Here is a 24,732-nt window from a genome sequence, read left to right as displayed (position 1 = left end):
TTTTTGATTTGTTCAACCGCTGTCCGAGGCCGCCGCCGATATCGCTATCGGCAGCCTATCTCGAAGCCCGCAGGATCAGGCATCGCCTGCGGCGCCACAGGGCGCGATAACGAAGAGGTCCGGGAGTTCCCCGGGACGACAATGACGTTTGCAGTGATCAAGACCGGCGGCAAGCAGTACAAGGTTGCCGCCAATGACGTGGTGAAGATCGAGAAGATCGACGCTCAGCCTGGCGACGTGGTCACCTTTGACCAGGTCCTGATGGTTGGCGACGGCGACGCGGTCACCGTTGGCGCGCCGCTCGTGGAAGGCGCCCTGGTTGCAGGCCAGTTCATCGCCACCGAAAAAGAGCGCACCATCATCATCCTGAAGAAGGAGCGCCGCCAGCACTACGATCGCCGCAACGGCCATCGTCAGCGTCTGTCGACCGTGCGCATCACCGAGATCCTGACCGGCGGCGCAAAGCCGACCACCAAGGTCGACGAGATTGCCAAGGCCCGCGCCGAAAAGCGCGCTGCCGCCGCGGCGGCTTCGGCCAGCGTGACCGAGGCCCCCAAGGCCGCCGCCAAGCCGGCCGCCGCAAAGAAGGCCCCGGCCAAGAAAGCGACGACCAAGGCAGCTCCGGCTGCTGAGGCGACCGAGACCAAGGCTCCGGCCAAGAAGGCTGCTGCTCCCAAAAAGGAAGCTGCGCCCAAGGCCGAAAAGCCCGCTGCAGACAAGAAGCCGGCGGCCAAGAAGGCCGCTCCCAAGGCTGACAAGGAATAAGGAGTCTAACCGATGGCACATAAGAAGGCAGGCGGTTCCTCCCGCAATGGTCGCGATACGGCTGGCCGACGTCTTGGCGTCAAGAAGTTCGGCGGCGAAGCTGTGATCGGCGGCAACATCATCATCCGTCAACGCGGCACCAAGTGGCACCCGGGCACCGGCGTCGGTATGGGCATCGACCATACCATTTACGCCCTTATTCCCGGCACCGTGGCGTTCAAAACCCGCGCCAACGCCAAAGTCTACGTGTCGGTACTCCCGGCAGCAGAAGCAGCAGAATAACCCGGTGAGGCCTAGCAACCCCTGCCGGAGACCAGCTCCCCGGCAAGGCGACTAGGCAGTCGACCGCGCGACAAGATCCAAGGGGAGCCGGAATCCGGTTCCCTTTTTGTCTTTTTCGTCGTGAGGGCGGCTGAAAATGAGACTGTATCTGAGCTCCTATCGGATCGGCGACCGCGCCGGTTCGCTCCTCGCGCTCCTCGGCAATGGCCGGCACGCCGCCATCATCGAGAACGCGCTCGACAACATCTCCCCTGCGGCGCGCGAGCTCTATCGCAACGAGGCCTATGACCCGGTCTCGGAGCTGGGCTCGCTCGGCATCGTCGCCACGCCGCTCGACCTGCGCCAGTATTTCGGCGATCCCGAAGGACTGCGCGCCCGGCTCAGCCAGTTCGATCTGGTCTGGGTCACCGGCGGCAATGCATTTGTGCTGCGCCGCGCCATGAAGCAGTCGGGATTCGATGACGTGATTGTCGACATGCTCGACAATGACGAGATCGTCTATGGCGGTTTCTCGGCCGGCGCCGTGGTGGCGGCGCCGAGCCTCGAAGGCATTCACCTGATCGATGACCCCGACGAGGCGCCCAAGGGCTACGACCGTGAAACCATCTGGGACGGCCTCGGGCTGATCGACCACGCCATCGTGCCGCATTACCGCTCGCCGCATCCCGAAACCGCTGCGGCCGAACGGGCCGTCCGGCACCTTTGCAGTCGAGGCCTGCGCTATCGGGCGCTGCGCGACGGGGAGGTGATTGTTTGGACCGAGAACCGGATGGCGTCGGTGGATCTGACGCGGAGGATCGCGTGATGACAACGCTCGAGGATGACGACGACTATGTGCCCCGGCGGCGGACCCAGCTGATGGGCCCCGCCGCCCAGGCCAGGGCATTGGCCGAGGCCACCGCGAAACTGGCAGCCCGCCGCCAGCGCGATGCGCTCCCGCATCGCATCGAAACCCCGCGCCTGGTGCTGCGCGCCCCGATCCGCGGCGATGTGCCCGATCTCGTCAAGCTCGCCGACAACAAGGCGATCGCCGACAGGCTGTCGCGCCTGCCGCACCCCTATACAAGGGCCGACGGCATCGGCTTCATCGAGATCATCGCCCAGCGGCCCGACGAACGGCCTTATGCCATTACGCTCAATGACCAGTTCATCGGCGTGGTCGGCTTCACCTTCCACGAGGGCCAGCTGCCCGAGCTCGGCTATTGGCTGGGCGAGCCCTACTGGGGCCGCGGCATCATGAGCGAGGCGGTGAAGGGTCTGGTCGAGGCCGCCTTCGGCACGCGCCTGTTCCCACGCCTCAGGGCGCGGGCGCTTGCCAGCAACGACGGCTCGCTCAATGTTCTGACGAAAGCCGGCTTCATCCGCACCGGCGAAGGCACCGACCCCGCCGGCACGCTGAAGGACCAGCCGATCGTGTTCTTCGAACTCGAACAGCCCAAGTGGAGCTGACCTGATATGGACGTAACGCTCCGGACGCCGCGCCTCACCCTCCGACAGCCGGTGCTGGACGATGCCTCGCGCATCGCCCGCTTTCTCGACAACTTCGCGGTCGCCGGCAATTTGAGCCGCGTGCCCTACCCCTATCGGCTCGCTGACGCCAAGGCGTGGCTCAGGACCTGGCGGCCCGACACCCCGGCTGGTGAGACCGGCTTCATGATCGACCTCGACGGCGAGGGGGTGATCGGCAATGTCGGCTTTCACCGCGACATCGAAGGCACGGTGATCGGTTACTGGCTGGCGCAGCCATTCTGGAACCGCGGGCTGATGAGCGAAGCGGTGCGGGCCAGTCTCGACTGGTATTTCGAAACCACCACGGCGCCCACGCTGGCCTCAGGGGTGTTCCACTTCAACAAGGCCTCGCTGGCCATCCAGAAGAAGGTCGGATTCGTCGAGATCGGCACCTCATCGCGCCTTTGCCTTGCGCGCGGAGAGGAGGTGCGCCATATCGACACCGAACTGACACGCACCGCCTGGATGGCCCACCGGCAGGCCGCCCGAGAAAGTACCAGATGAAATTCCTCGACCAAGCAAAGGTCTTCGTGCGCTCCGGCAATGGCGGTGCCGGCGCGGTATCGTTCCTGCGCGAGAAATTCGTCGAGTTCGGCGGCCCGAACGGCGGCAATGGCGGACGTGGCGGTGACGTCATCATCCGCTGCGTCGATGGCCTCAACACGCTGATCGACTATCGCTTCCAGCAGCATTTCAAGGCCGAGACCGGCACCCATGGCATGGGTAAGGACCGGCATGGCGCCAAGGGCGGCGATGCGATCCTCAAGGTGCCGGTCGGCACCCAGGTGTTCGAAGAAGACGGCGAGACGCTGATCGCCGATTTCACCGAGGTCGGCCAGGAGCTGGTCCTGCTCGAAGGCGGCAATGGCGGCTTCGGCAACGCCCACTTCAAGACCAGCGCCAACCAGGCGCCGCGCCGCGCCAATCCCGGCCTCGTCGGTACCGAGAAGTGGATCTGGCTGCGGCTGAAGCTGATCGCCGATGCCGGGCTCGTCGGCCTGCCCAATGCCGGCAAGTCGACCTTCCTCGCCGCGGTTTCGGCGGCCAAGCCGAAGATCGCCGACTATCCCTTCACCACGCTCCATCCCAACCTGGGCGTCGTCAGCATCGGCGAGCGCGACCTGGTGCTGGCCGATATTCCGGGCCTGATCGAGGGCGCGCATGAAGGCCAGGGGCTAGGCGACCGCTTCCTCGGCCATGTCGAACGCTGCGCCATCCTCGTCCACCTGATCGACGGCACGCAGGAGGATGTAAAGACCGCCTACAAGACCATCCGCGGCGAGCTCGCCGCTTATGCAGAGGAACTGGCTGAAAAGCCGGAGATCGTGGTCCTCAACAAGATCGACGCGATCGACCCCGACGAAGTGAAGGAAAAGGTCAAGGTGCTGAAGCGCGCCAGCAAGGCCGAGGTCTTCACCTGCTCCGGCGTCACCGGCGAGGGCGTCGACAAGGTGCTCTACCGCATCATCGCGCAGATGGATGCCGACAAGGCCGAGCGCGACGAACTCGAACGCCGCAAAGCCGAGCCCACCTGGGTGCCGTGATGCAGAACGCGCTGGCGCCCTATCGGCGCATCACCATCAAGATCGGCTCGGCGCTCCTGGTCGACGGTGCGACCGGCAAGCTCCGTGCCGCCTGGCTGGCGTCGCTTGCCGCCGACCTCGCCGCGCTGAAAGCGCAGGGCGTGTCGCTGGTGATCGTCTCCTCGGGCGCCATCGCGCTCGGCCGGCGGCTGCTCAACCTCGATGCCCGCAACCTGCCGCTCGAGCAGAGCCAGGCCGCCGCCAGCGCCGGGCAGATCGCCCTCAGCCAGGCCTGGGCCGCGGCGCTCGCCGAGCACCAGATCGTCACCGGCCAGATCCTCCTCACCCCCAACATCACCGAGGAACGGCGTTACTTCCTCAACGCCCGCACCACCATCTCGACATTGCTCGGGCTGGGCGCCATTCCGATCATCAACGAGAACGATTCCGTCGCCACCGCCGAGATCCGCTATGGCGACAATGATCGCCTCTCGGCCCGCGTCGCTACCATGATCGAGGCCGACTGCCTGATCCTGCTCTCCGATGTCGATGGGCTCTATACCGCGCCGCCGAGCAAGGACCCGAACGCCGAGCATCTCGGCTTCGTCGCCGCGATCACGCCGGAGATCGACGCCATGGCCGGTGGCGCCGCCAGCCATTTGAGCCGCGGCGGCATGACCACCAAGGTCGAGGCCGGCAAGATCGCCACCCAGGCCGGCACCGCCATGATCATCGCCAAAGGCACCGCGGATCACCCGCTCCGCGCCCTGACCGAAGGCGCGCGCCACACCCTGTTCGCCCCCGCCGAAAGTCGGGCCCAGGCGCGCAAGCGCTGGATCATGGGCCATCTCGAGCTGCTCGGCGCCATCCATGTCGATGCCGGCGCCGCCCGCGCGCTACTCGATGGCAAGAGCCTGTTGCCGATCGGCGTCACCCGGGTCACCGGTGAGTTCGGCCGCGGCGACGCCGTCGCCATCCTCGGCCCCGATGGACGCGAGATCGCCCGCGGCCTTGCCGGCATGGGTCGCGAGGAAGCCGACCTGGTGAAGGGCAAGAACTCCCGTGTCGTCGCCGAGCTGCTCGGCATCGGCACGCGGTCGGAACTCATCCACCGTGACAACATGGTGGTGCTGATGGGCCTGGAGGCCAAAGTCTGATGAGCGCCGTAGAAGCTGTCGCCAACGACCTCTCCACCGTCATGCTTGAGCTCGGCCGGCGCGCCCGCGCTGCCGCCGCCGTGCTGGCCTTCGCCAGTCCCGAGAGCAAGGTGAAGGCGCTGCACGCCGCCGCCGACGCCATCGACGATCGCCGCGACGACATCCTCTCGGCCAATGCGCTCGATATGCGCGCTGCCGAGGGCAAGGGCATCTCCAAGGCCTTCCTCGACCGGCTGCAGCTCAACGACAAGCGCATCGACGCGATGATCGAGGGCCTTCGCACCATTGCCGAGCTGCCCGATCCGGTCGGCCGCGTGCTGGCCGAATGGACCCGCCCCAACGGCATGACCATCCGCCGCGTCGCCACCCCGCTCGGCGTCATCGGCGTTATCTTCGAGAGCCGCCCCAACGTCACCGCCGATGCCGGCGCGCTGACGCTGAAGGCCGGCAATGCGGTGATCCTCCGCGGTGGCTCGGACAGCGTGAACTCGTCGCGCGCCATCCATGCCTGCCTCGTCGCCGGGCTCAAGGCCGCGGGCCTGCCGGCCGACGCGATCCAGATCGTCCCCACCACCGATCGCGCCGCGGTTGGCGAAATGCTGGCCGGGCTCGGCGGCGCCATCGACGTGATCGTGCCGCGCGGCGGCAAGACGCTGGTCGCTCGCGTCCAGTCGGAAGCGCGCGTCCCGGTGTTTGCCCACCTCGAGGGCATCTGCCACACCTATATCGACAAATCCGCCGAACTGCCGATGGCGGTCGATGTCACCCTCAATGCCAAGATGCGCCGCACCGGCGTTTGCGGCGCCACCGAAACGCTGCTGCTGCATCGCGATGTGGTGGCGACGCACCTGAAGCCGGTGATCGCGGCGCTCATCGCCAAGGGCTGCGAGATCCGCGGCGACGCGACCGTCATGGCGCTGGTCCCCGAGGCCATCGTCGCCACCGAACAGGACTGGCACACCGAATACGAGGACGCCATCATTTCGGTGAAGGTGGTCGCCGATGTCGGCGAGGCCATCGCCCATATCGGCAAATACTCCTCGCACCACACCGAGGCGATCATCACCGAAGACCCTGCCTCGGTCGCCCGCTGGTTCAACGAGATCGACAGCGCGATCCTGCTCCACAATGCCTCGACCCAGTTTGCCGATGGCGGCGAGTTCGGCTTCGGCGGCGAGATCGGCATCGCCACCGGCAAGTTCCACGCCCGCGGGCCGGTCGGCGTCGAACAGCTGACGAGCTTCAAGTATCTGGTCGAAGGCACGGGGCAGACCCGGCCTTGAACCTCGCGCACTTTGCACCCCCCTCCCCAACCCTCCCCGCAAGGGGGAGGGTGCCCATGTGTGGTCTTGGCTGGATCGTGCCCCAGGCACGGAACGGCACCTCCCCCCTTGCGGGGGAGGTTGGGAGGGGGGGAGCCCCCCTCCCCGGGCCATGAGCGACATCACCGCCCTCCCGCCCTTCGGCTCGGGCCTGCGCATCGGGCTGTTCGGCGGCAGCTTCAACCCGATCCACGAGGGCCACCGGCTCGTCGCCGAGCAGTGCCTGAAGCGGCTCGGTCTCGATGCGGTTTGGCTGCTGGTCTCCCCCGGCAACCCGCTGAAGGACCATTCCGAGCTCGCGCCGCTCGAGGCCCGGGTTCGTGCGGCACGCGCGCTCACCGCCAACCCGCGCATCTACGCCACCGGCGTCGAGGCTGCGCACCGCTTCCATTTTACCGTCGATACGCTCGAGTGGCTGGTCGCCGCCTGCCCCGATACCCGCTTCGTCTGGATCATGGGCGCCGACAACCTCAGCCAGTTCGATCGCTGGGAGCGCTGGCAGGATATCGCCGCGCTCTTGCCGATCGCTGTCTACGCCCGACCCGGCTCGACCTTCCGCGCTACGGTGAGCAAGGCGGCGATCGCGCTCAAAAAGCACCGCCTGCCCGAAGCGGCTGCCGAGGCGCTTGCCACCAGCGAACCGCCCGCCTGGGTGTATCTGCACGGCATCACTTCGCCGCAGTCTTCGAGCGCCATCCGGGCGCGCAGCAAAGCTTCAGTCAAATGATTGAACCCGGCCGCCTTGCAGAACGCCAAACGAAGCGTCATATTGAAGGAGTAGTGGTTATTCGCCACTCAGGATGGGACAGGATTGATAGCTACGCTTGCGCTAGCCTTTCGACCCAACAACCAAGGACAGCTGAAACACGCATGAACCGTGCTCGTGTTGCATGGGCTGAGGCCATTTGATGGCATCGCCCAAAAAGAAGACCGAAACCGCACCGGTGGCCGAGGCCCCGGAACCCCACATGATCGATCTGGTGCTGCAGAGCCTTGACGACGCCAAGGCAGAGCAGACCGTTGCCATCGACATCACCGGCAAGTCGTCGCTCACCGACCATATGGTGGTGACCTCCGGCCGGTCGAACCGTCACGTCAGCGCCGTCGCCGACCAACTGGTCAAGGTGCTGCGCGAGCATGGCTTCGGCAAACCGCGGATCGAAGGACTGCCGCACGCCGACTGGGTGCTGGTCGATGCCGGTGACGTCATCGTTCACATCTTCCGGCCCGAAGTGCGCGAGTTCTACAACATCGAGAAGATGTGGGCGGCCGATTTCGCTGCCGACGGCCGCTAGTCCGTCGGCACCTCAGCCTTGCGCATCGCCATCGCCGCCATCGGCCGGATGAAGCAGGGCCCCGAGCGTGAGCTGGTCGCGCGCTATCTCGATCGCGCCAAAGCCGCGGGCAAGCCGCTCGCGCTGACCGGGTTCGACGTGCTCGAATTCGCCGAGTCCCGCGCCGCCACCACTGAGGGCCGAAAGGCCGACGAAGCGACGACCCTCCGCTCCGCCCTCCCCGAAGGCATTCGCATCGCACTCGACGAGCACGGCAAGACCATGCAGTCGGCTGCCTTCGCCAATCAGCTTGCCCGCTGGCGCGACGACGGCCGCCCGGCCGTCAGCTTCATCATCGGCGGCGCCGACGGGCTCGATCCGGCCTTCGTGCGCGGGGCCGATCTGACGCTCAGCTTCTCTCCCCTGACCTGGCCGCACCAGCTGGTTCGCATCATGCTGGCCGAGCAGCTCTATCGCACCACCACCATCCTCTCGGGACATCCATACCACCGCGAGTGACCCCGGTTGCCGTCGCTCGAGGGGCGTGCCATCTGGAGACGTCGAAGCTCGGGGCAAGCATGCAGAAACCGATCGTCCATCACATCCCGGTCTGCCCGTTCTCGCAGCGGCTGGAAATCCTGCTGGCCCTCAAAGGCCAGCGTGACGCCGTTACCTTCTCGGTCGTCGACATCACCCGTCCGCGTCCACCCGAACTGCTGCAATTGAGCGGCGGCAGCACGGCGTTGCCGATCCTCGAAACCGCTGACGGCGTGCTGAAGGAAAGTCTCGTCATCCTCCGCTATCTCGACGAGACGTTCGCCGAGACGCCGATCGCCCGCGCCACGCCCTATGAGCGGGCGGTAGAAAACATGCTGATCGCCCTGGAAGGCGATTTTACCTCGAGCGGCTACCGCCTGGTGATGAACCAGGACAAAGATCGGCGCGGGGCGCTGCACGACGCCGTCCTCACCCAGTATCGTCGCCTCGAAGCGCTCCTTGCGAGCCACAATCCCGGCGGAACCTTCCTGTTCGAGCGCTTCGGGCTCGCCGAGGCAGTCTTCACCCCGATGTTCGTGCGGTTCTCCTTCCTCGCCTATTTCGAGGGTTTCGAGCTGCCTGCCGAAGGCTTCGAGCGCGTCAGCCGCTGGCGCGCCGCCTGCCTGGCGCATCCGGCAGCTCAGCAAGTAAGCAGTGAGGAAGTGGTCAAGGCCTACTACGACTATGCCCGCGGCGCCGGCAACGGTGCGCTGCCGGCAGGGCGGACGCGTTCCAGCTTCGTTTTCGAGCCGCATTGGGGCGGACGCCCCTGGCCTCCCAAAGACAAGTACGGCCCCGGCGCGACCGATGCGGAGCTGGGCCTGCTCGCCGCGGGCTGAACTTTCCGCCCCCGCCATCCAAAAGACAAACCCCCGGACTATCGGGCTCTGCGCTATGGTCGCGTGATCATGATTCGGGTGAACCAGGAAGTTTGATGCCGGCAACGGGCTGGTCGAGACGTGCAATTGCTGCGGGCGCCGCTTTGGCGCTGGCGCTTGCCACCGCCGCGCTCGCCCAACAGGCGACGCCGGAAGCTCCCGTCGCCGCGCCGGATGCCACGGCCCCCGCTGCCGCCCCTGCCGAAGCGACTGCGCCGGCCACCGCTCCTGCCGATACAACGCCTGCCGACGCGCCGCCCCCCGGCGGGACCGCTGCCCCCGACCTCAACCTCCGCCCCGCCGTCGATGCCGCGGCGCCCACCATGGCGACATCAGGCGCGCCCGCCGATCCCGAGATGGCCGCTCAGCAGCAGGCCCTCGACGACATCGAGGCCTCGATCTCCGTCACCAAGGAGCGCGCCGACGCTCTGAAAAAAGAGATCGCCGACATGCAGGGCGATCGCACCAAGCAGAACGCCGCGCTGATCGCCGCGGCCGAGCGGGTGAAGCGCGCCGAAACCGATATCGTCGCGCTCGAGGACAAGCTCGGCGAACTGATCGTTGAGGAACTCGAAGTCCGCGGTCGCCTCGACGGCGCCGACGAGAATATCTCCAACGTCCTCGCCGCGCTCGAGCGGATTTCGCGCAACCCGCCCCCGGCGCTGATCGTCAATCCGTCCGATGCACTCGGCTCCGCCCGCTCCGCCATCCTGCTCTCCGCCATCATGCCAGAGCTGCAGAAGAAGGCCGACACCGTGATGGCCGACCTCAGCGAGCTCGGCAAGATCAAGGCCGATGCACTCGAGCAGCAGGGCAAGCTCGAGGCGAACCTGCAGATCCTCGAGGAAGAGCAGCTGCGCATCGGCACGCTGATCGCCGCGCGCAAGGAGAACGAGAACCGCGCCACCACGGCGCTCGCCGCCGAAGAGGCAGAGGCGCAGGCGCTGGCCGACAAGGCCACCTCGCTGAAGCAACTGATCGACGACCTGCAGAAGCGCGCCGCTGCCGTCGCCACTGCTGCCCAGGCGACCGCCACTGCGAACGCCGGCGGCAGCACCCCGACGCTCGACAAGGACACCGTCCGCCTCGCCCTCGCCAACACCGATCGCAGCGAGCCGGCAGTGCCGTTCGCCCAGGCCAAGGGCTTCCTCACCATGCCCTCAAGCGGCGTCACGGTGATCGATTATGGCGCCGGTGACGGCTTCGGCGGCATCTCGCGCGGCCTCTCGGTCGTCACCCGCGCCGACGCCCAGGTGGTCTCACCGGCCGATGGCTGGGTGATGTTCCAGGGCGACTACCTCAATTATGGCCAAATCGTCATCCTCAATGCCGGTCAGGATTACACCATCCTGCTGGCGGGCCTCGCCAAGGTCGATGTGCAGATCGGCCAGTTCGTGATGATGGGAGAACCCGTCGGCACCATGGGATCACAGACAATTGGCCGTACCGTCGCGACCAGTGCTGGTGTCTCCCGTCCGACCCTCTATATTGAAATGCGAAAGAACAACGAGCCCGTTGACCCCACGGGATGGTGGTCGGTGGCTTCTGTTCCAACCCAGAGTGGATAGAATTTGATGCGCTTGACGCCCCTCCGCATAGTCGCTTCGATGGCTGCCGTGTTCACGCTCGGCCTCGCCTGTGCACCGCTGATTGCGCAGGACCAGACGCCGGCCGTCGACGCCGCGGCTCCCGCCAGTACGCCGCGCACCACCGACGAGGTCTATTCCGATCTCGACCTGTTCGGCGAAGTGTTCGACCGCATCCGCGCCGAGTATGTCGAAGCTCCCGATGAGCGCAAACTCATTCACGCGGCGCTGCAGGGCATGCTGACCTCGCTCGATCCGCATTCGGGCTATATGGAGCCGGTCGAGTATTCCGACGTGCAGGAGGATACCTCCGGCCAGTTCGGCGGCCTCGGCATCGAAGTGCAGATGGAAGACGGGGTGATCAAGGTCGTCTCGCCCATCGACGATACCCCGGCCGCCAAGGCCGGCATCCTCGCCAACGATTTCATCGTCGAGCTCGACGGCACCCAGGTGCAGGGCCTGACCCTCGACCAGGCGGTCGAGAAGATGCGCGGCCAGGTCGGCACCAAGATCACCGTCACCGTGGTGCGCGAAGGCGTCACCGAGCCGCTGAAGTTCGAACTGACCCGCGACGTCATCGCCACTCGCGCCGCCCGCATGACCATGGAAGGCGATGTCGGCGTCATCCGTCTCGCCCGCTTCTCCGAGCAGGCCTTTGTCGGTGTGCAGAAGGCCATCGACGACATCTACAAGGCCGCCGACGGCAAGGCGCCCAAGGGCATCATCCTTGATCTGCGCAACAACCCGGGTGGCCTCGTCGACCAGGCGGTGTTCGTCTCCGACGCCTTCCTCAAGCAGGGCGCCGTGGTGCTGACCCGCGGCCGCATCGAGCAGGAAAGCGCCCGCTACGACGCCAAGCCCGACGCGCTCGACCAGAAGCTCGCCGACGTGCCGATGGTGGTGCTGATCAATGGCGGCTCCGCCTCCGCTGCCGAGATCGTCGCCGGCGCACTGCAGGACCACAAGCGCGCCACCGTCGTCGGCACCCGCTCGTTCGGCAAGGGCTCGGTGCAGTCGATCATTCCGCTCGGCGCCGATGGCGCCATGCGGCTGACCACGGCGCGCTACTACACCCCGAACAACCGCTCGATCCAGGCCTCCGGCATCCAGCCCGACATCCTCATCACCCAGGATGTCCCCGAGGAGTTCAAGGGTCGCGACGAGATCATCGGCGAGGCCGCGCTGCCGGGCGAAATCGGTGGCGGCACCGAGGAGAAGGCCACGGTCGGCTCTTCGGTCTACGTCCCCGCCGAGAAGGAAAAGGACAATCAGCTGCAATACGCCATCAAGCTGATCGACGGTCTCGAGACCAACGAGGCCTTCCCGCCCAAGGCGGCTGGTTAACGAGACCTCAAGCGGCAGGGTTAACGCTTCCTTACCCTTTGCCGGTCACACAATGAGCCTGATGCGGGGTGGCGATTCGCCGCCCCGTTCGATTCCCGCCGGGGCGTGGCCAGGTTCGGCTACGCAACCGTCCGCACCATGGGACGAAGGCCAGACCCGATGACCGACCTCAGCGCGCCCCTCGTTCGCCGCAAGGCGAGGCAAGCCAAGGCCGACGCGTCCGCCGGCAGCGCTCTGCCGCGCCGCCACATCCCGGTTACCCGCATCGCCTTTGGCCTCGTCGCGCTGATCGCCGTCGGCGTCACTGCCCGCATCATGCTGGTCGATGACCCTGAGGGCGGACGCCCCAGCGCCACCGTCGATATCGCCGGCAGCAACCCCGCCAACAGCGTCGCCGGCGCCGTCTCCATGCCGCTGGGCGAAGTCACCATCACCGCCGACCCCGAGATGTACCCGGTGGCGCCCGACGCGGTGCCGGAACCGGCCGATACCGCGCTGATCGATCCCGCGGCGCTTGACCCCGAAATGCTCGAGGAAACCGAGTTCGGCGCCATCCCGCGCATTTCGGGCACCGGCATCCGCCCGTTCGATGTCTATTCGCGCCCGTCCGACACGCCCGCCACCTCGGGCGGCAAGCCTTTGATCGCCATCGTCGTCTCCGGCCTCGGCCTCAACACCGAAGGCACGCTCGACGCCATCAGCAAGCTGCCCGAAGAAGTGACCCTCGCCTTCGCCCCCTATGGCAAGACCCTCGAGCGCACCGTCGGCGCCGCCCGCGCCGAGGGCCATGAGCTGTTCCTCGAGGTGCCGCTCGAGCCGTTCGACTACCCCGAAAACGACCCGGGGCCGGATACCCTGCTCACCGGCCAGGCGCCGCGCGACAATCTTTCGAAGCTGTTCAAGGTGATGAGCAGCTTCCCCGGCTATGTCGGGCTGATCAACAATATGGGTGCTCGCTTCACTGCCTCGGGTGCCGATTTCGGCCCGATGATGGAGGAGCTCGGAGCGCGTGGCCTGGGTTATCTCGATGATGGCTCATCCAACCGCTCGCTCGCCCCGCAGCTGGCCCGCGCCAACCGCGTCCCCTTCGGCCGGGTCAACACCATGATCGATGCCAATCCGGCGCGAGCCCCGATCCTCGCTGCCCTCTCCGACCTCGAACAGCAGGCCCGCGACAAGGGTTACGCCATCGGCATCATCTCCGCCTTGCCGGTCTCGGTCGAAGCGGTTACCGAGTGGGCCAGAGGCCTCGGCGAGCGCGGGATCGAGATCGTGCCGGCCAGTGCCCTGATGGCGGGAGAACAGAGCTGATGCCCAAGCCCTCTGACAGGCCAAAGCGTGAAGAGATGCCCTACCGCGATTGCGTCGGTACCGCCGTGTTCAACGCCGAGGGACTGGTGTTCATCGGTCGCCGCATGGCCGATGGCTCCGCCGATCGCACCGAGGTCAACGCGCCCTGGCAGATGCCGCAGGGTGGCATCGACAAGGGCGAGACCCCGATCGAAGCGGCCTGGCGCGAGCTGTTCGAGGAAACCTCGATCAAGACCGCCGAGCTGATCGCCGAGGCGCCGGAATGGATCTACTACGACCTGCCCGACGAAGCGCTCGGCATCGCGCTCAAGGGTAAGTATCGCGGGCAGCGGCAGCGCTGGTTCGCCTTCCGCTTCACCGGCAAAGACAGCGACATCGACGTTACCAGCCCCGACAACGGCCACCCCGCCGAGTTCGACAAGTGGCGCTGGGAAAAGCTCGAAGCCCTGCCGGACCTCATCGTGCCATTCAAGCGCGAGGCGTATTTGAAGATCGTCGAGGCATTCAAGCATGTGCCCGCGGGCGTGCGGGGTTAGGCAAGGTGGCCTGAAAGCTCCGGGAATACGTCGCCGCCTCCGCGCGCTGCACACCCCCTCCCAACCTCCCCCGTCAAGGGGGAGGTGCCCATCGAGTTCGGGACCACGTAAGTGCCGCAACCACCGGCCGGCACCCTCCCCTTGACGGGGAGGGTTGGGGAGGGGTGTGCGGAGCCAGTAGAGGCGCTATTCGGGACCGGCTTGCAAGGCTCCACAAACCACGCCATCTGTTGCCCATGAAAACCATCGGCCTCATCGGCGGCATGAGCTGGGAATCCACCGCTCACTACTACGCCATCCTCAACCGCGAGACGGCGGCCCGGCTGGGCGGCCTGCACTCGGCGCCGGTCATCGTCCACTCGGTCGACTTCGCCCCGATCGAGGCGATGCAGCGTGCCGGCAACTGGGATGGCGCCGGTGAAATCCTCGCTGGCATTGCCCGCTCGCTCGAAGCCCAGGGGGCCGGGGTCATCGGGCTTGCCACCAACACCATGCATATCTGCGCCCCGCAGATCGTCGCGGCGCTCAGCGTACCCTTCGTCCATATCGCGGCGCCCACTGCCGACGCCCTCCTTGCCGACGGCATCGGCAAGGTCGGCCTGCTCGGCACCCGCTTCACCATGGAGAAGCGCTTCTACATCGAAGGCCTCGAACAGCGCGGCCTCGAGGTGCTGGTACCCGATATCGGCATCACCAACCTCAACGGCATCATCTACGAGGAACTCTGCCTCGGCATCGTCCGCGAGGAGTCCCGCCGCACCTATGTCGACGCCATCACCCGCTTGCAGGCCCGCGGCGCCGAAGCAGTGATCCTCGGCTGCACCGAAATCTGCATGCTGATCGACGACAGCGTCAGCCCGCTGCCGACCTATGACACGACGGATCTGCACGCGCGGGCCCTGGTGGCGGCGGCGTTGGCTTAAGACTCGGTGCGTGGGGCCACCCCCACCCTTGATCCCTCCCCACAAGGGGGAGGGAGATCTGACTGTGAGTTCTCGGCTCTAGCATCTCCCTCCCCTTGACGGGGAGGGTAGCGCAGCTGGCCGCGGCAGCGGCCTAGCGGAGCTGGGTGGGGTGGGGCTGTGCGCCCCTAAGCCGCCCGCCGCATCCCGCCATGCGTCTGCTCCGCCACCTGGAACACCTCGACGATGCGGTCGAGCTCCGTCGCCTGCGCCTCGGTCTGCTCGATCGCCGCGTTGGTTTCTTCGACCAGCGCCGCGTTGTGCTGGGTCATCTCGTCCATCTGCCGCACGGCGGTGTTGACCTCTTCGATCGCCGAAGCCTGTTCGTGGCTGTCGCGGGCAATCTTTTCCATCAACTGGTTCGACGAGCGCGCCGCGACGAGGATCGCCTCGAGCTTTTCGGCCGCTTCCGCCACCAGCCGCGAGCCGGCCTTCACTTCGCCGCCCGACTGCTCGATCAGCGCCTTCACTTCGCTCGAAGCCCCAGCCGCCGATTGCGCCAGCCGCCGCACTTCGACGGCCACCACGGCAAAGCCCTTGCCGGCGTCGCCGGCCCGCGCTGCTTCCACCGAAGCATTCAGCGCCAGGAGGTTGGTCTGGAAGGCGATATCGTCGATCATCCCGATGATGTTCGAGATCTTGCCCGATGAGCTGGTGATCCGCTCCATTGCCGCATTGGCTTCTTGCATCACGCCGCCGCCCTGCTCGGCCGCCAGCGTCACCCGCCCGGAAGCCTGGCTCGCCTGCTGCGCATTCTGCGCGTTGGCCGTAACGGTCGAGGCCAGCTGCTCCATTGCCGCCGAGGTCTCCTCGATTGTCGCCGCCTGCTTGGTGGTGCGCTCACTGAGATCATTGGCGCCCGAAAGAATTTCGCCGGTCGCCGTCTTCAGCGAACGCGAGGTGCCCTTCAACTGCCCGACGATCTCGGTCAGCCGCTCGGCCACCGCGTTGGTATCGTCCTTCAGCCGCGCGAAGGCGCCGCCATACTGGCCGTGCACGCGCTGCGTCAGGTCGGTCTGTGCCAGCGCCGACAGCACTTCGCCGGTCTCGCTCAGCCCGCGGTCCACCGTCTCGACCAGCGAGTTGACGCTGCCGGCGAGCGTGTTCAGTTCTGCATCGGGGAACTCCGCCGCGACGCGCTTCGAAAAGTCACCATCGATCGCCGCGTCCACCACGCCGCCGAACGCCTGCTGCAGCTCGGCCATCATCTTCACCCGCGCTTCCTGGTCGCGGATGATGCGCACCGCTTCGGCTTCGGTCATTTCGGCGACCTTCTTGCCGTTCTCGCGGAACACTTCCACCGCCCGCGCCAGCGTGCCCACCTCGTCGACACGATCGGTCCCCTGGACAGTGACCGAGTAATCGCCTTCCGCCATCACCTTGACGGTGCGGCCCATCGCCCCGAGCGGCACGCCCACCAGCTGGCGGATCAGCCCGAAGAGGATCGCACAGGCGGCCAGCACGCAGATTGCTGAAAGCAGGATAATCGTGGTGCGGCCTTCGTTCACCGCCGCCTGCAGCGTCGCCAGCGGCACGCTCGTCACCACCACCCAGCGGTCCTCGGTGCCGCCGACGCTGAACGGCGCCGCTGTCTGCCTGACATCGGCATTGTCGGCTTCCTTGGCCATATTGTCGGCCAGCGCCGCGGTGACGATACTGCCCATCGGATCTGCCGCGTCGAGCGTCTTGCCGATCATCTGGGGGTCGGGGTGCGCGACAACGATGCCCTTGGCCGAAATCACCGCGACATTGCCGGTACCGAACGGCTTCAGCTCGGCCATCCGGGTGTTGATGTCGCTCAGCGACAGGTCGACGCCGCCAGTACCGAGATAGGTTGCACCATCCATGATCGGCGCGCCGAACGACATGATCAGCATGTCCTTGCCGGCCACCGTGTAGTTGTAGGGCTCGATGGCGACGGCGCGCCCCAGCGCCTTGGGCTGCAGGTAATAGTCGCCGGCGCCGGGCTGGTCGTAGCCGGTCAGCGCCTCCAGCACCACCGAACCCGAACCGCGGTTCCAGTACGGGATGTAGCGGCCGGTCGCGTCGTGCCCGGGCTTGTTCACCGCGGCGGCATCGTTGCCGTCGAGTGCATTGGGCTCCCAGCCCGACCAGGCGCCGAGCAGCCCTGGATTGCGCTCGAGGAACTGCCGGATGGTCGCGTCGTATACTGCGCGATCCTTGATCCCTGCGCTGTGCAGCCCCTGCAGTGCCGTGACGATCCCTTCGGCCGCCCGCTCGCCGCGCAGCAGGTCGGTAGAGACCTGCGCCGCGATCCCCTGGGTGGTTTCCGACTGCAGCTGGCGTGTCTGCGCCTCCATGGTGCCGCCGACCTGCTGCACCAGGAGCGTCATGCCGATGGCGAACACGGCCGTAAGGGCCGCGCCACCGAGCAGCGCAACCTTGAGAGAGAGGGAACGAATACGCATGCGGGGACGGCTCCTGCCGAATAGTGCTTTCTCGTGTATTCAGCGCAGTCCGCCGTTAAAGAACGGTCAACCACAATGGCCCCGATGCCAATATATTAGGCAACACCCTCGGCTCAAAAAACGAGACCCCGGCCAGTGGCCGGGGTCCACGATCAGCGCCGCTGGGGCGCGTCAGAACTCCGCCCAGTCCTTCGCCACTGCCGCATTGCCCTCGCTGAGATAGCTGCGGGCCGCCGCCTTCACCTTCTGCTGCAGAGCCTTGACGCTGCCGGGGCGCGGCTCGGCTGGCATCGACATCGCCCCGCCGTCCTCGATCGAGAACACGTCGACGATCTTGTCGAGTTCGGTCGCCTGCCCCTCGGTCTGCTCGATCGCCGCATTGGTCTGTTCCACCAGCGCGGCATTCTGCTGTGTCATCTCGTCGAGCACCCGCACCGCCGAGCTCACCTCCTCGATGGCGCCCGCCTGTTCGCGGCTCGCCGTGGCGATACCCTCAATCAGGTTCGAGCTTTCGCGCGCCGTCTCCAGCATGGCGACCAGCTTCTGCGCCGCCTCGGCCACCAGCTTCGAGCCGCCCGCGACCTCCGTGCCCGACTGCTCGATCAGCGCCTTCACCTCCGATGAGGCGCTCGCCGCCGATTGCGCCAGCCGCCGCACTTCCACCGCCACCACCGCAAAACCCTTGCCGGCATCGCCGGCGCGGGCCGCCTCGACCGAAGCGTTGAGCGCCAGGAGGTTGGTCTGGAAGGCGATGTCGTCGATCATCCCGATAATATTGGAGATCTTGCCCGACGAGGTGGTGATCCGCTCCATCGCCGCGGTCGCCTTCTCCATCACCGCGCCGCCTTCGGTCGCCGTCTTGCTGACGTCCTGCGCCTTGATCGAGGCGTCGGCCGCCCGCTTAGCATTCTCGGTGACGGTCGAGGCCAGTTGCTCCATCGAAGCCGAGGTCTCCTCGATCGTTGCCGCCTGCTTGGTGGTGCGTTCCGAGAGATCGTTGGCGCCCGACAGGATTTCGCCGGTCGCCGTTTTCAGCGCCCGCGATGTGGTCTGCAGCGAGGTGACGATCTCGGTGATCCGCTCCAGCGAAGCGTTGAATGCCTGCCGCAGCCCCTCGTACTGGCCGGTAAACTGGGTATCCACCCGCCCACCCAGGTCGCCATCGGCCATCCGCGCCAGCGAGGTTTTGAGCAGCTCGATGATCGCCTCGGATTTCTTGCGCTCGGTGATGTCGGACGCAAACTTCACTACCTTCATCGGCTTGCCGGCGGCATCGAATACCGGGTTGTAGGAGGCCATGATCCACACCTCCTTGCCGCCCTTGCCGAAGCGCTTGAACTCCGACGCGATGAACTCGCCGCTACGCAGCCGGGCCCAGAACTGCTCATACTCGGCGCTGGCGCCGTAGCTGGGCTCGACGAACATCCGGTGGTGCCGCCCCTGGATTTCCTCGAGCCGGTAACCCAGCGTCGCAAGGAAGTTCTCGTTGGCGCTGATGATGGTGCCATCGAGCTTGAACTCGATCACCGCCTGCGACCGGCTGATCGCCGCCACCTGCCCCGCCATGTCGGCTGCGCGGTTCTTCTGCTCGGTAATGTCGGAGGCGAACTTGATCACCTTGATCGGCTTGCCCGCCTTGTCGAGGATCGGGTTGTAGCTCGCCTGCAGCCAGATCTCCCGGCCACCCTTGCCGAAGCGGCGATACTCGCCAGACTGGAACTGCCCCGCCCCCAGCGAGCGCCAGAATTCGGCATAGTCCGGCCCCTGCGCCTGCACCGGATCGACGAACATCCGGTGGTGCTCGCCCTGGATCTCCTCCAGCGCATACCCGGTGGCACCGAGAAAATTGGCGTTCGCCGTGATGATGGTGCCGTCGAGCTTGAACTCGATCACCGCCTGGCTGCGCAGGATCGCCGCGACCTTGCTGCGATCATCCGAATGAGAGTTGCCGGTGAACCCGGCGAAAATAGACTGACCCATGACTTCTGCCCCCAAAAACCGCTTCTGCGGATCCGGCGTGATTTCAGCGTATATCCGCTTGAGGAACCTCCAAGCCGGGCATGCGTATTAACGCGCGGTACACCATGAGGGCGCGCCTTCGCGCTTCCGTGAGCAGTTATTGCTCAAATACGCATTCTGGTATCTGGCGGATATTCGCGGTTTCTACCCGCCGCAGGAACGAAAAAGGGCGCCATGCGGCGCCCTTTCGCTGACGATTGCGGCCATTGGCCGTTGGCTTAGAACTCGTTCCAGTCGCTGCTGATCGCAGCGTTGCCCTGGCTCAGATAGACCTGCCGCGCCGCTTTCCGCGGCACGGCCGGCGCCTCGCCAGCCTCGGCGACGGTGAAGATATCGACGATCCGGTCCAGCTCGCCCGCCTGCGACTCGGTCTGCTCGATCGCGGCATTGGTCTGCTCAACCAGCGCCGCATTGTGCTGCGTCATCTCGTCGAGTGTCCGCACCGCAACGTTCACCTCCTCGATCGATGAGGCCTGCGCCCGGCTCTCGCCGGCGATCCCCTGCAGCAGTTCATAGTTGGTGCGTGCCCCCTCGAGCATCACCCCGAGCTTTGCTGCCGCTTCCGCCACCAGCTTCGAGCCGCCGGCGACTTCCGTGCCCGATTGCTCGATCAGCGCCTTCACCTCCGATGAGGCGCTCGCCGCCGACTGCGCCAGCCGCCGCACTTCCACCGCCACCACCGCAAAGCCCTTGCCCGCGTCGCCGGCCCGCGCCGCTTCCACCGAAGCGTTGAGCGCCAGCAGGTTGGTCTGGAAGGCGATGTCGTCGATCAGCCCGATGATGTTGGAGATCTTGGCCGACGACTGGGTGATCCGCTCCATCGCCGCCTCGGCCTCGCGCATCACTGCGCCGCCCTGCTCGGCCGTCCGCGACACGTCCGCCGCATTGCTGCTCGCCGATTCCGCCCGCTTGGCATTTTCGAGCACCGTTACCGCCAGTTGCTCCATCGCCGCCGAGGTCTCTTCGATCGTCGCTGCCTGCTTGGTGGTGCGCTCGCTCAGATCATTGGCGCCCGACAGGATCTCGCCCGTCGCCACCTTGAGCGAACGCGAGGTCGAGCGGAGGTTGGTCACCACCTCGGTCAGCCGGTCGCCGACCGCGTTGGTGTCGTCCATCAGCTTCTTCAGCGATCCCGCATAATTGCCCTCCATGCGCCGCGTCAGGTCGGCCTGCGCCAGCGCCCCGAGCACCTGTGCGGTCTCGCCGATCGAGGCATCGACCGTCTCGACCAGCTGGTTGACGCCCTCAGCCAATGTCCTCAGATCCTGGTCGGTGAAGTCGGTGCCGACCCTACGGCTGAAATCGCCCTCCAGTGCAGCCCCCACCACGTCGCCGATCTCCTGGTTGAGCGCCGCCGCCGCATCGGCGCGCGCCACCGTCACCCGGGCAGTCGCCGCCGCCTCGCCGGCCAGCACATCGCGGCTGCGCAGCGCCTCGCGGAAGATGCCGAGCACCCGGCCGAGGCCGTTGACCTCGGCAATCCTGTTATTGTCATCGACAGCAACCTCGAGGTCGCCCTCCGACAGCCGGCGGAACCCTTCGGTCATCCGCGCCAGGGGCTTGGCCACGAACCGCTGCGCCAGCAGCATCGTGGCGACCGCCAGCCCGACGATCAGGGCCAGCCCGCCCCAGGTCGCGATGTCGGAAAGCTGGCCATTCTGCTGGGCCGCCCCGAGCTGCGCCACATTGGCTGCCTCGATCGCATCGGACACCTGGGACATCTCGCCTTCGAGCACCTCGAAGCTCTGGTCGAACGCGGCAAGATCGGTCGTTGCGCCGGCAACGTCGAACTCAGTGGCCTTTTCCACCAGCGCCGTCGCCGCGTTGATGTAGGCGTCGAGGGGGCCTGCGAGGTTGTCGAGCGCCTTGCGAACGTCGGTCGGCACGTCAAGGCCGGCCTGTGACGCGATCGCCGCCCGGAACGAGTCGCCATAGGTCTTTACGTCGACATAAGTGTCCTGGACCATGGTGATATCGCCGGAAATCACCGCGTAGAGGCTGCGGTATACCAGCCCGCGCATGCTGTCGTGCAGCATGTCGGCGGTCATGTGAGCCCGCATCGAGCTCATCAGCGTCTCACTGCTATGGCCCGATGCCTTGAAGCCGGTGGAGACGTAAAGGCTCGCCCCCGCGACCACACCGCCGATCAGCACCAGCGCCGCGACCAACCCGAACACCAGGGTCCTGAGCCGCACGCCACTTCCCGACGCCGCCTGGGCGCGGGTTTCCGGCGTCGTCGACGCGCCGGCAGTACCCTTGTGCTTCATTCTGAAGTTCCGTCGGCCGACGCCACCGCCTTCTGGCGGCCCAGAGGACACACGCGGCCGGCGTGCGTCCCGATGTGAACAAAGGGTGCTCTCTGATGGTTAATGCGTAGTTGAAAACCCGACCTGAAGCTAAAATTCTGCCCAGTCGTCGGCCTTGATCGCAGTGTTGCCACGGCTGAGGTAAGTCTTCGCCGCTGCCTTCACCCGCTGTTCCAGTGCCTTGATCCCGCGCTGGGGCTGCAGCTCCACCACGGGCGAGGCCGCCTCGGCCTGGCCGTCGACGGTGAACACCGCAACGATCCGGTCGAGCTCGCTGGCCTGCGCTTCGGTCTGCTCGATCGCGGCATTGGTTTGTTCGACCAGTGCCGCGTTGTGCTGGGTCATCTCGTCCATCTGCCGGACCGCGGTATTGACCTCCTCGATCGCCGCGGCCTGCTCGCGGCTGTCCCGCGCGATACCTTCCAAGAGCTCGCGGTTGCCGCGCACCGCCACCAGCATCTGCTCGAGCTTGGCCGCTGCTTCCGCCACCAGCTTGGAGCCACCCTGCACCTGGTTCGCCGACTGCTCGATCAGCGCCTTCACTTCCGCCGAAGCGCTGGCCGCAGACTGTGCCAGTCGCCGCACTTCCACAGCCACCACCGCAAAGCCCTTGCCGGCGTCGCCGGCGCGCGCCGCTTCCACTGAGGCGTTGAGCGCCAGCAGGTTGGTCTGGAAGGCGATGTCGTCGATCAGCCCGATAATGTTGGAGATCTTCGCCGAGCTCTCGGTGATCCGCCCCATCGCCGCATTGGCGTTGAGCATCACCGCCCCGCCGGCTTCCGCCGTCGTCGTCACCTCTGCGGCATTTTCCGAGGCACCGGCGGCGCGCTGCGCATTGGCCAGCACCGTGGTTGCCAGCTGCTCCATCGCAGCGGACGTCTCCTCGATCGTCGCCGCCTGCTTGGTGGTGCGCTCGCTCAGATCGTTGGCGCCCGAGAGGATCTCGCCGGTCGCCGTCTTCAGGTCGAACGAGGTCTTCTTCAGCTGCGTCACGATATCGGTGAGCTTTTCGGCCACCGTGTTGGTGTTGTGCTTCAGTCGCGCGAACTCGCCCTCATAGGCGCCGTTCATCCGCCGCGTCAGGTCGGCCTCGGCCAGCGCCTCGAGCACGTCGCCGGCTTCGTTCAACCCGCTCGCCACCGTATCCATCAGCCCGTTGAAGTTGTTGGCGATGCGCTCGATATCGGCATCGGCGAAATGCGCGTCGATGCGTCGCGACAGGTCGCCCTTCAGCGTCGCCGCCACCACCCCGTCGAAGGCGTTCTGGAAGGCCAGCATCATCTGGGCGCGCTCCGCCGCCTTCTCGTGCCGGGTGCGTTCGTCTTCGTTCATCTCGGCGACGCGGATGCCGTTCTCCTTGAACACCTGCACCGCGGCCGCCATCTGGCCGATCTCGTTCTTTTCGCCCGCATAGGGCACCTCGGTCGCAAAGTCGCCCTCGGCGATCCGCGCCATCGTCTCGGTCACCCGGGTCAATGGGTTCGACACATAGCGCGTGCCGACATAGAGCGCCGCGCCGACGCCGGCGAGCAGCCCGAGCAGCGTCGCACCTGCCACCACCGGCAGGATCAGCGCCTCGAAACCGCCGATCTCGGCCTTGATCGCCTCGAACTGCGCCTGGTCGTTCTCCACCACGGCATCGATCTCGGCCTGGTAGGCCTTGCGGTTGGCGCGGTTGGCGTCGTTATTGCCCTGCGCATTGGCCTGGGCCGGATCGATCGTCGCCAGTCGTGCCGTCTCGGCGCGGAACTGCCGGAACTCCGCCGTCCGCACCACCACCTGGTCGAACGCCGCCCGATCGGCTGCCGGCACCAGCGGCTGCCACTCGGCAAGGTGCGCATCGATCTTGTCGAGCGACTTCAGCAGCCCCTCGGCAAACGGCGCCGCCTTCTCGACATTGGGCGAGGCATAGATGCCGCGCGCATCCATCACCACCGCCGTCACCAGGCGGTTGAGGTGCTCGCCGTTGAAGGCCCGCTGCGATGCCGCTTCGAGCTGCTCGGTGCGCTCGGTGAACGACGCCGTCACATACATGGCGAGGCCGCCGATCGCCGAGACCACCAGGCCCATCACGGCAACGATAAGGAAAAGGCGGGTCCGGATCTTCATTGGTCTGCGCTCGCTCTGCTTCTGGAGTGGACGACGTCGTGGACGACTTGCGGCAATGACTGAGCGCGTCCGGAATTGCTTCCGGTGAACGGCCTCGTTTTGCTGGGGATCAATTGGGCGCGGCTCCACAACTGGCCGCGGCTGTCCTGGCCCCGGCGCGGTTAGTCTTGCTGCATTCCCGATATCGACAATTACGCAGTTTGCCTTAAGGGATGGTGAATTGCTTCCGGTTGCGTATTTAGGCGATCTCTGCCGTTGGACCTCCACCGCATCGTGCAGTCAGGAACCCTCCCCCGTAAACGGGAGAGGGTGCGCCGACTGCGCCATCGGCGAACTGAGAACATGCAGTCGGAAGATCGTGCCCCCAAAAGCAAAACGGGCGCCCCGCGGGGCGCCCGTTTCGAATTCCGTATCTGCCGTCCGCTCAGTGTGCGGTGCTGGTCCCGACCGCAGCGTCGAGCAGCAGGTTGCGCCAGCCGTCGATTTCCGCCTGCAGGCGCATTTCTTCGTCGGCGGTGTTCGCCGCCTGCTGGGCGGTGAGCCCGGCGGCGATCAACCCTTCGATCTTGGCGCGGTCGAATTCGGCGATATCCTGCGCCTCTTCGGCGAGGATGGTCAGCCCTTCGGGCGAGACGTCGGCAAAGCCGCCGCGCACGTAGTAGACGTGGCTGATCCCGTCATTGCGCACCACGGTCACGAAGCCCGGCTTCAGCGTGGTCATCAGCGGCGCGTGGTCGCCCAGCACGGTGAAATAGCCATCGGCGCCCGGCACGGTCACCGACTTCACGGTCTCCGACAGCAGCAGCCGCTCGGGCGAGACGATTTCGAGTTTGGTGCCTTCGGCCATGGTCCTGCCTTTGGGTTGAGCTGGGTCCGCCCTGAG

General features: G+C 66.3%; 22 protein-coding genes. 17 read left to right on the top strand and 5 right to left on the bottom strand.

Annotated elements, in window-relative coordinates:
* Window positions 1-141: 141 nt before the first annotated feature.
* The 17 genes from rplU (at window position 142) to ACSQ23_RS09150 (ending at window position 14,947) form a co-directional block, all read left to right on the top strand.
* Window positions 142-765, top strand: coding sequence for a 50S ribosomal protein L21 (gene rplU / locus ACSQ23_RS09230; RefSeq protein WP_056003847.1), 624 nt, complete (start codon window positions 142-144; stop codon window positions 763-765).
* A 12-nt stretch (window positions 766-777) separates the two neighbouring features.
* Window positions 778-1,047: a 50S ribosomal protein L27 gene (rpmA, locus tag ACSQ23_RS09225; RefSeq protein WP_055875668.1), complete on the top strand. Its 270-nt coding sequence runs from the start codon at window positions 778-780 to the stop codon at window positions 1,045-1,047.
* A gap of 136 nt (window positions 1,048-1,183) precedes the next feature.
* Window positions 1,184-1,852, top strand: coding sequence for a Type 1 glutamine amidotransferase-like domain-containing protein (locus tag ACSQ23_RS09220; RefSeq protein ID WP_055875666.1), 669 nt, complete (start codon window positions 1,184-1,186; stop codon window positions 1,850-1,852).
* The gene (locus ACSQ23_RS09215; protein WP_436090402.1) at window positions 1,852-2,496 is read left to right on the top strand and encodes a GNAT family N-acetyltransferase; all 645 of its coding nucleotides are present in this window, start codon (window positions 1,852-1,854) and stop codon (window positions 2,494-2,496) included. The genes ACSQ23_RS09220 and ACSQ23_RS09215 overlap by 1 nt, the downstream gene beginning before the upstream one ends.
* Before the next feature lie 6 nt (window positions 2,497-2,502).
* Complete coding sequence (locus ACSQ23_RS09210; RefSeq protein ID WP_055875661.1) at window positions 2,503-3,060, top strand: GNAT family N-acetyltransferase; 558 nt, start codon at window positions 2,503-2,505, stop codon at window positions 3,058-3,060.
* Entirely contained in the window at window positions 3,057-4,100 is a 1,044-nt protein-coding gene (obgE, locus tag ACSQ23_RS09205; protein ID WP_056003857.1) for a GTPase ObgE, read from the top strand. Before ACSQ23_RS09210 ends, obgE begins: the two co-directional genes overlap by 4 nt.
* A complete protein-coding gene (gene proB / locus ACSQ23_RS09200) occupies window positions 4,100-5,236 on the top strand; it encodes a glutamate 5-kinase (RefSeq protein WP_436090401.1) in 1,137 nt (378 codons plus the stop codon). The genes obgE and proB overlap by 1 nt, the downstream gene beginning before the upstream one ends.
* A complete protein-coding gene (locus ACSQ23_RS09195; protein WP_056003862.1) occupies window positions 5,236-6,519 on the top strand; it encodes a glutamate-5-semialdehyde dehydrogenase in 1,284 nt (427 codons plus the stop codon). Before proB ends, ACSQ23_RS09195 begins: the two co-directional genes overlap by 1 nt.
* A 151-nt stretch (window positions 6,520-6,670) precedes the next feature.
* A complete protein-coding gene (locus tag ACSQ23_RS09190; RefSeq protein ID WP_055875649.1) occupies window positions 6,671-7,285 on the top strand; it encodes a nicotinate-nucleotide adenylyltransferase in 615 nt (204 codons plus the stop codon).
* A 181-nt stretch (window positions 7,286-7,466) separates the two neighbouring features.
* Window positions 7,467-7,853, top strand: coding sequence for a ribosome silencing factor (gene rsfS / locus ACSQ23_RS09185; protein WP_082527896.1), 387 nt, complete (start codon window positions 7,467-7,469; stop codon window positions 7,851-7,853).
* Between the two features lie 18 nt (window positions 7,854-7,871).
* Complete coding sequence (gene rlmH / locus ACSQ23_RS09180) at window positions 7,872-8,351, top strand: 23S rRNA (pseudouridine(1915)-N(3))-methyltransferase RlmH (protein WP_436090400.1); 480 nt, start codon at window positions 7,872-7,874, stop codon at window positions 8,349-8,351.
* A 59-nt stretch (window positions 8,352-8,410) separates the two neighbouring features.
* Window positions 8,411-9,208: a glutathione S-transferase family protein gene (locus tag ACSQ23_RS09175; RefSeq protein ID WP_055875644.1), complete on the top strand. Its 798-nt coding sequence runs from the start codon at window positions 8,411-8,413 to the stop codon at window positions 9,206-9,208.
* 95 nt (window positions 9,209-9,303) lie between these two features.
* On the top strand, window positions 9,304-10,815 hold the full coding sequence (locus ACSQ23_RS09170; RefSeq protein ID WP_156387245.1) for a murein hydrolase activator EnvC family protein: 1,512 nt from the start codon (window positions 9,304-9,306) through the stop codon (window positions 10,813-10,815).
* Window positions 10,816-10,821: 6 nt separating this feature from the next.
* Window positions 10,822-12,177, top strand: a complete 1,356-nt coding sequence (locus tag ACSQ23_RS09165) for a S41 family peptidase (protein ID WP_244488566.1) — start codon at window positions 10,822-10,824, stop codon at window positions 12,175-12,177.
* 159 nt (window positions 12,178-12,336) lie between these two features.
* The gene (locus ACSQ23_RS09160; RefSeq protein WP_436090399.1) at window positions 12,337-13,488 is read left to right on the top strand and encodes a divergent polysaccharide deacetylase family protein; all 1,152 of its coding nucleotides are present in this window, start codon (window positions 12,337-12,339) and stop codon (window positions 13,486-13,488) included.
* Window positions 13,488-14,024: an RNA pyrophosphohydrolase gene (locus tag ACSQ23_RS09155; protein ID WP_436090398.1), complete on the top strand. Its 537-nt coding sequence runs from the start codon at window positions 13,488-13,490 to the stop codon at window positions 14,022-14,024. The genes ACSQ23_RS09160 and ACSQ23_RS09155 overlap by 1 nt, the downstream gene beginning before the upstream one ends.
* 236 nt (window positions 14,025-14,260) lie before the next feature.
* A complete protein-coding gene (locus ACSQ23_RS09150; RefSeq protein ID WP_436090397.1) occupies window positions 14,261-14,947 on the top strand; it encodes an aspartate/glutamate racemase family protein in 687 nt (228 codons plus the stop codon).
* Window positions 14,948-15,114: 167 nt separating this feature from the next.
* Here the strand turns inward: ACSQ23_RS09150 and ACSQ23_RS09145 are convergent, their stop codons facing one another.
* The 5 genes from ACSQ23_RS09145 to ACSQ23_RS09125 form a co-directional block, all read right to left on the bottom strand.
* On the bottom strand, window positions 15,115-17,415 hold the full coding sequence (locus ACSQ23_RS09145) for a methyl-accepting chemotaxis protein (protein ID WP_436090396.1): 2,301 nt from the start codon (window positions 17,413-17,415) through the stop codon (window positions 15,115-15,117).
* Between the two features lie 171 nt (window positions 17,416-17,586).
* A complete protein-coding gene (locus ACSQ23_RS09140; protein ID WP_436090395.1) occupies window positions 17,587-19,395 on the bottom strand; it encodes a methyl-accepting chemotaxis protein in 1,809 nt (602 codons plus the stop codon).
* A gap of 257 nt (window positions 19,396-19,652) precedes the next feature.
* Window positions 19,653-21,701, bottom strand: a complete 2,049-nt coding sequence (locus tag ACSQ23_RS09135; RefSeq protein ID WP_436090394.1) for a methyl-accepting chemotaxis protein — start codon at window positions 21,699-21,701, stop codon at window positions 19,653-19,655.
* Window positions 21,702-21,830: 129 nt separating this feature from the next.
* Window positions 21,831-23,849: a methyl-accepting chemotaxis protein gene (locus ACSQ23_RS09130; RefSeq protein WP_436090393.1), complete on the bottom strand. Its 2,019-nt coding sequence runs from the start codon at window positions 23,847-23,849 to the stop codon at window positions 21,831-21,833.
* Between the two features lie 424 nt (window positions 23,850-24,273).
* Window positions 24,274-24,696 carry a F0F1 ATP synthase subunit epsilon gene (locus tag ACSQ23_RS09125; protein WP_436090392.1) on the bottom strand — a complete coding sequence of 141 codons (423 nt, stop codon included), beginning with the start codon at window positions 24,694-24,696 and terminating at the stop codon, window positions 24,274-24,276.
* Window positions 24,697-24,732 lie beyond the last annotated feature (36 nt).

The sequence above is a fragment of the Devosia sp. LjRoot16 genome, from assembly GCF_964252795.1.
GTDB lineage: Bacteria > Pseudomonadota > Alphaproteobacteria > Rhizobiales > Devosiaceae > Devosia_A.
The sequence above is the reverse complement of the archived record's forward strand: the minus strand, read 5'-3'. Positions and strand labels throughout refer to the sequence as shown.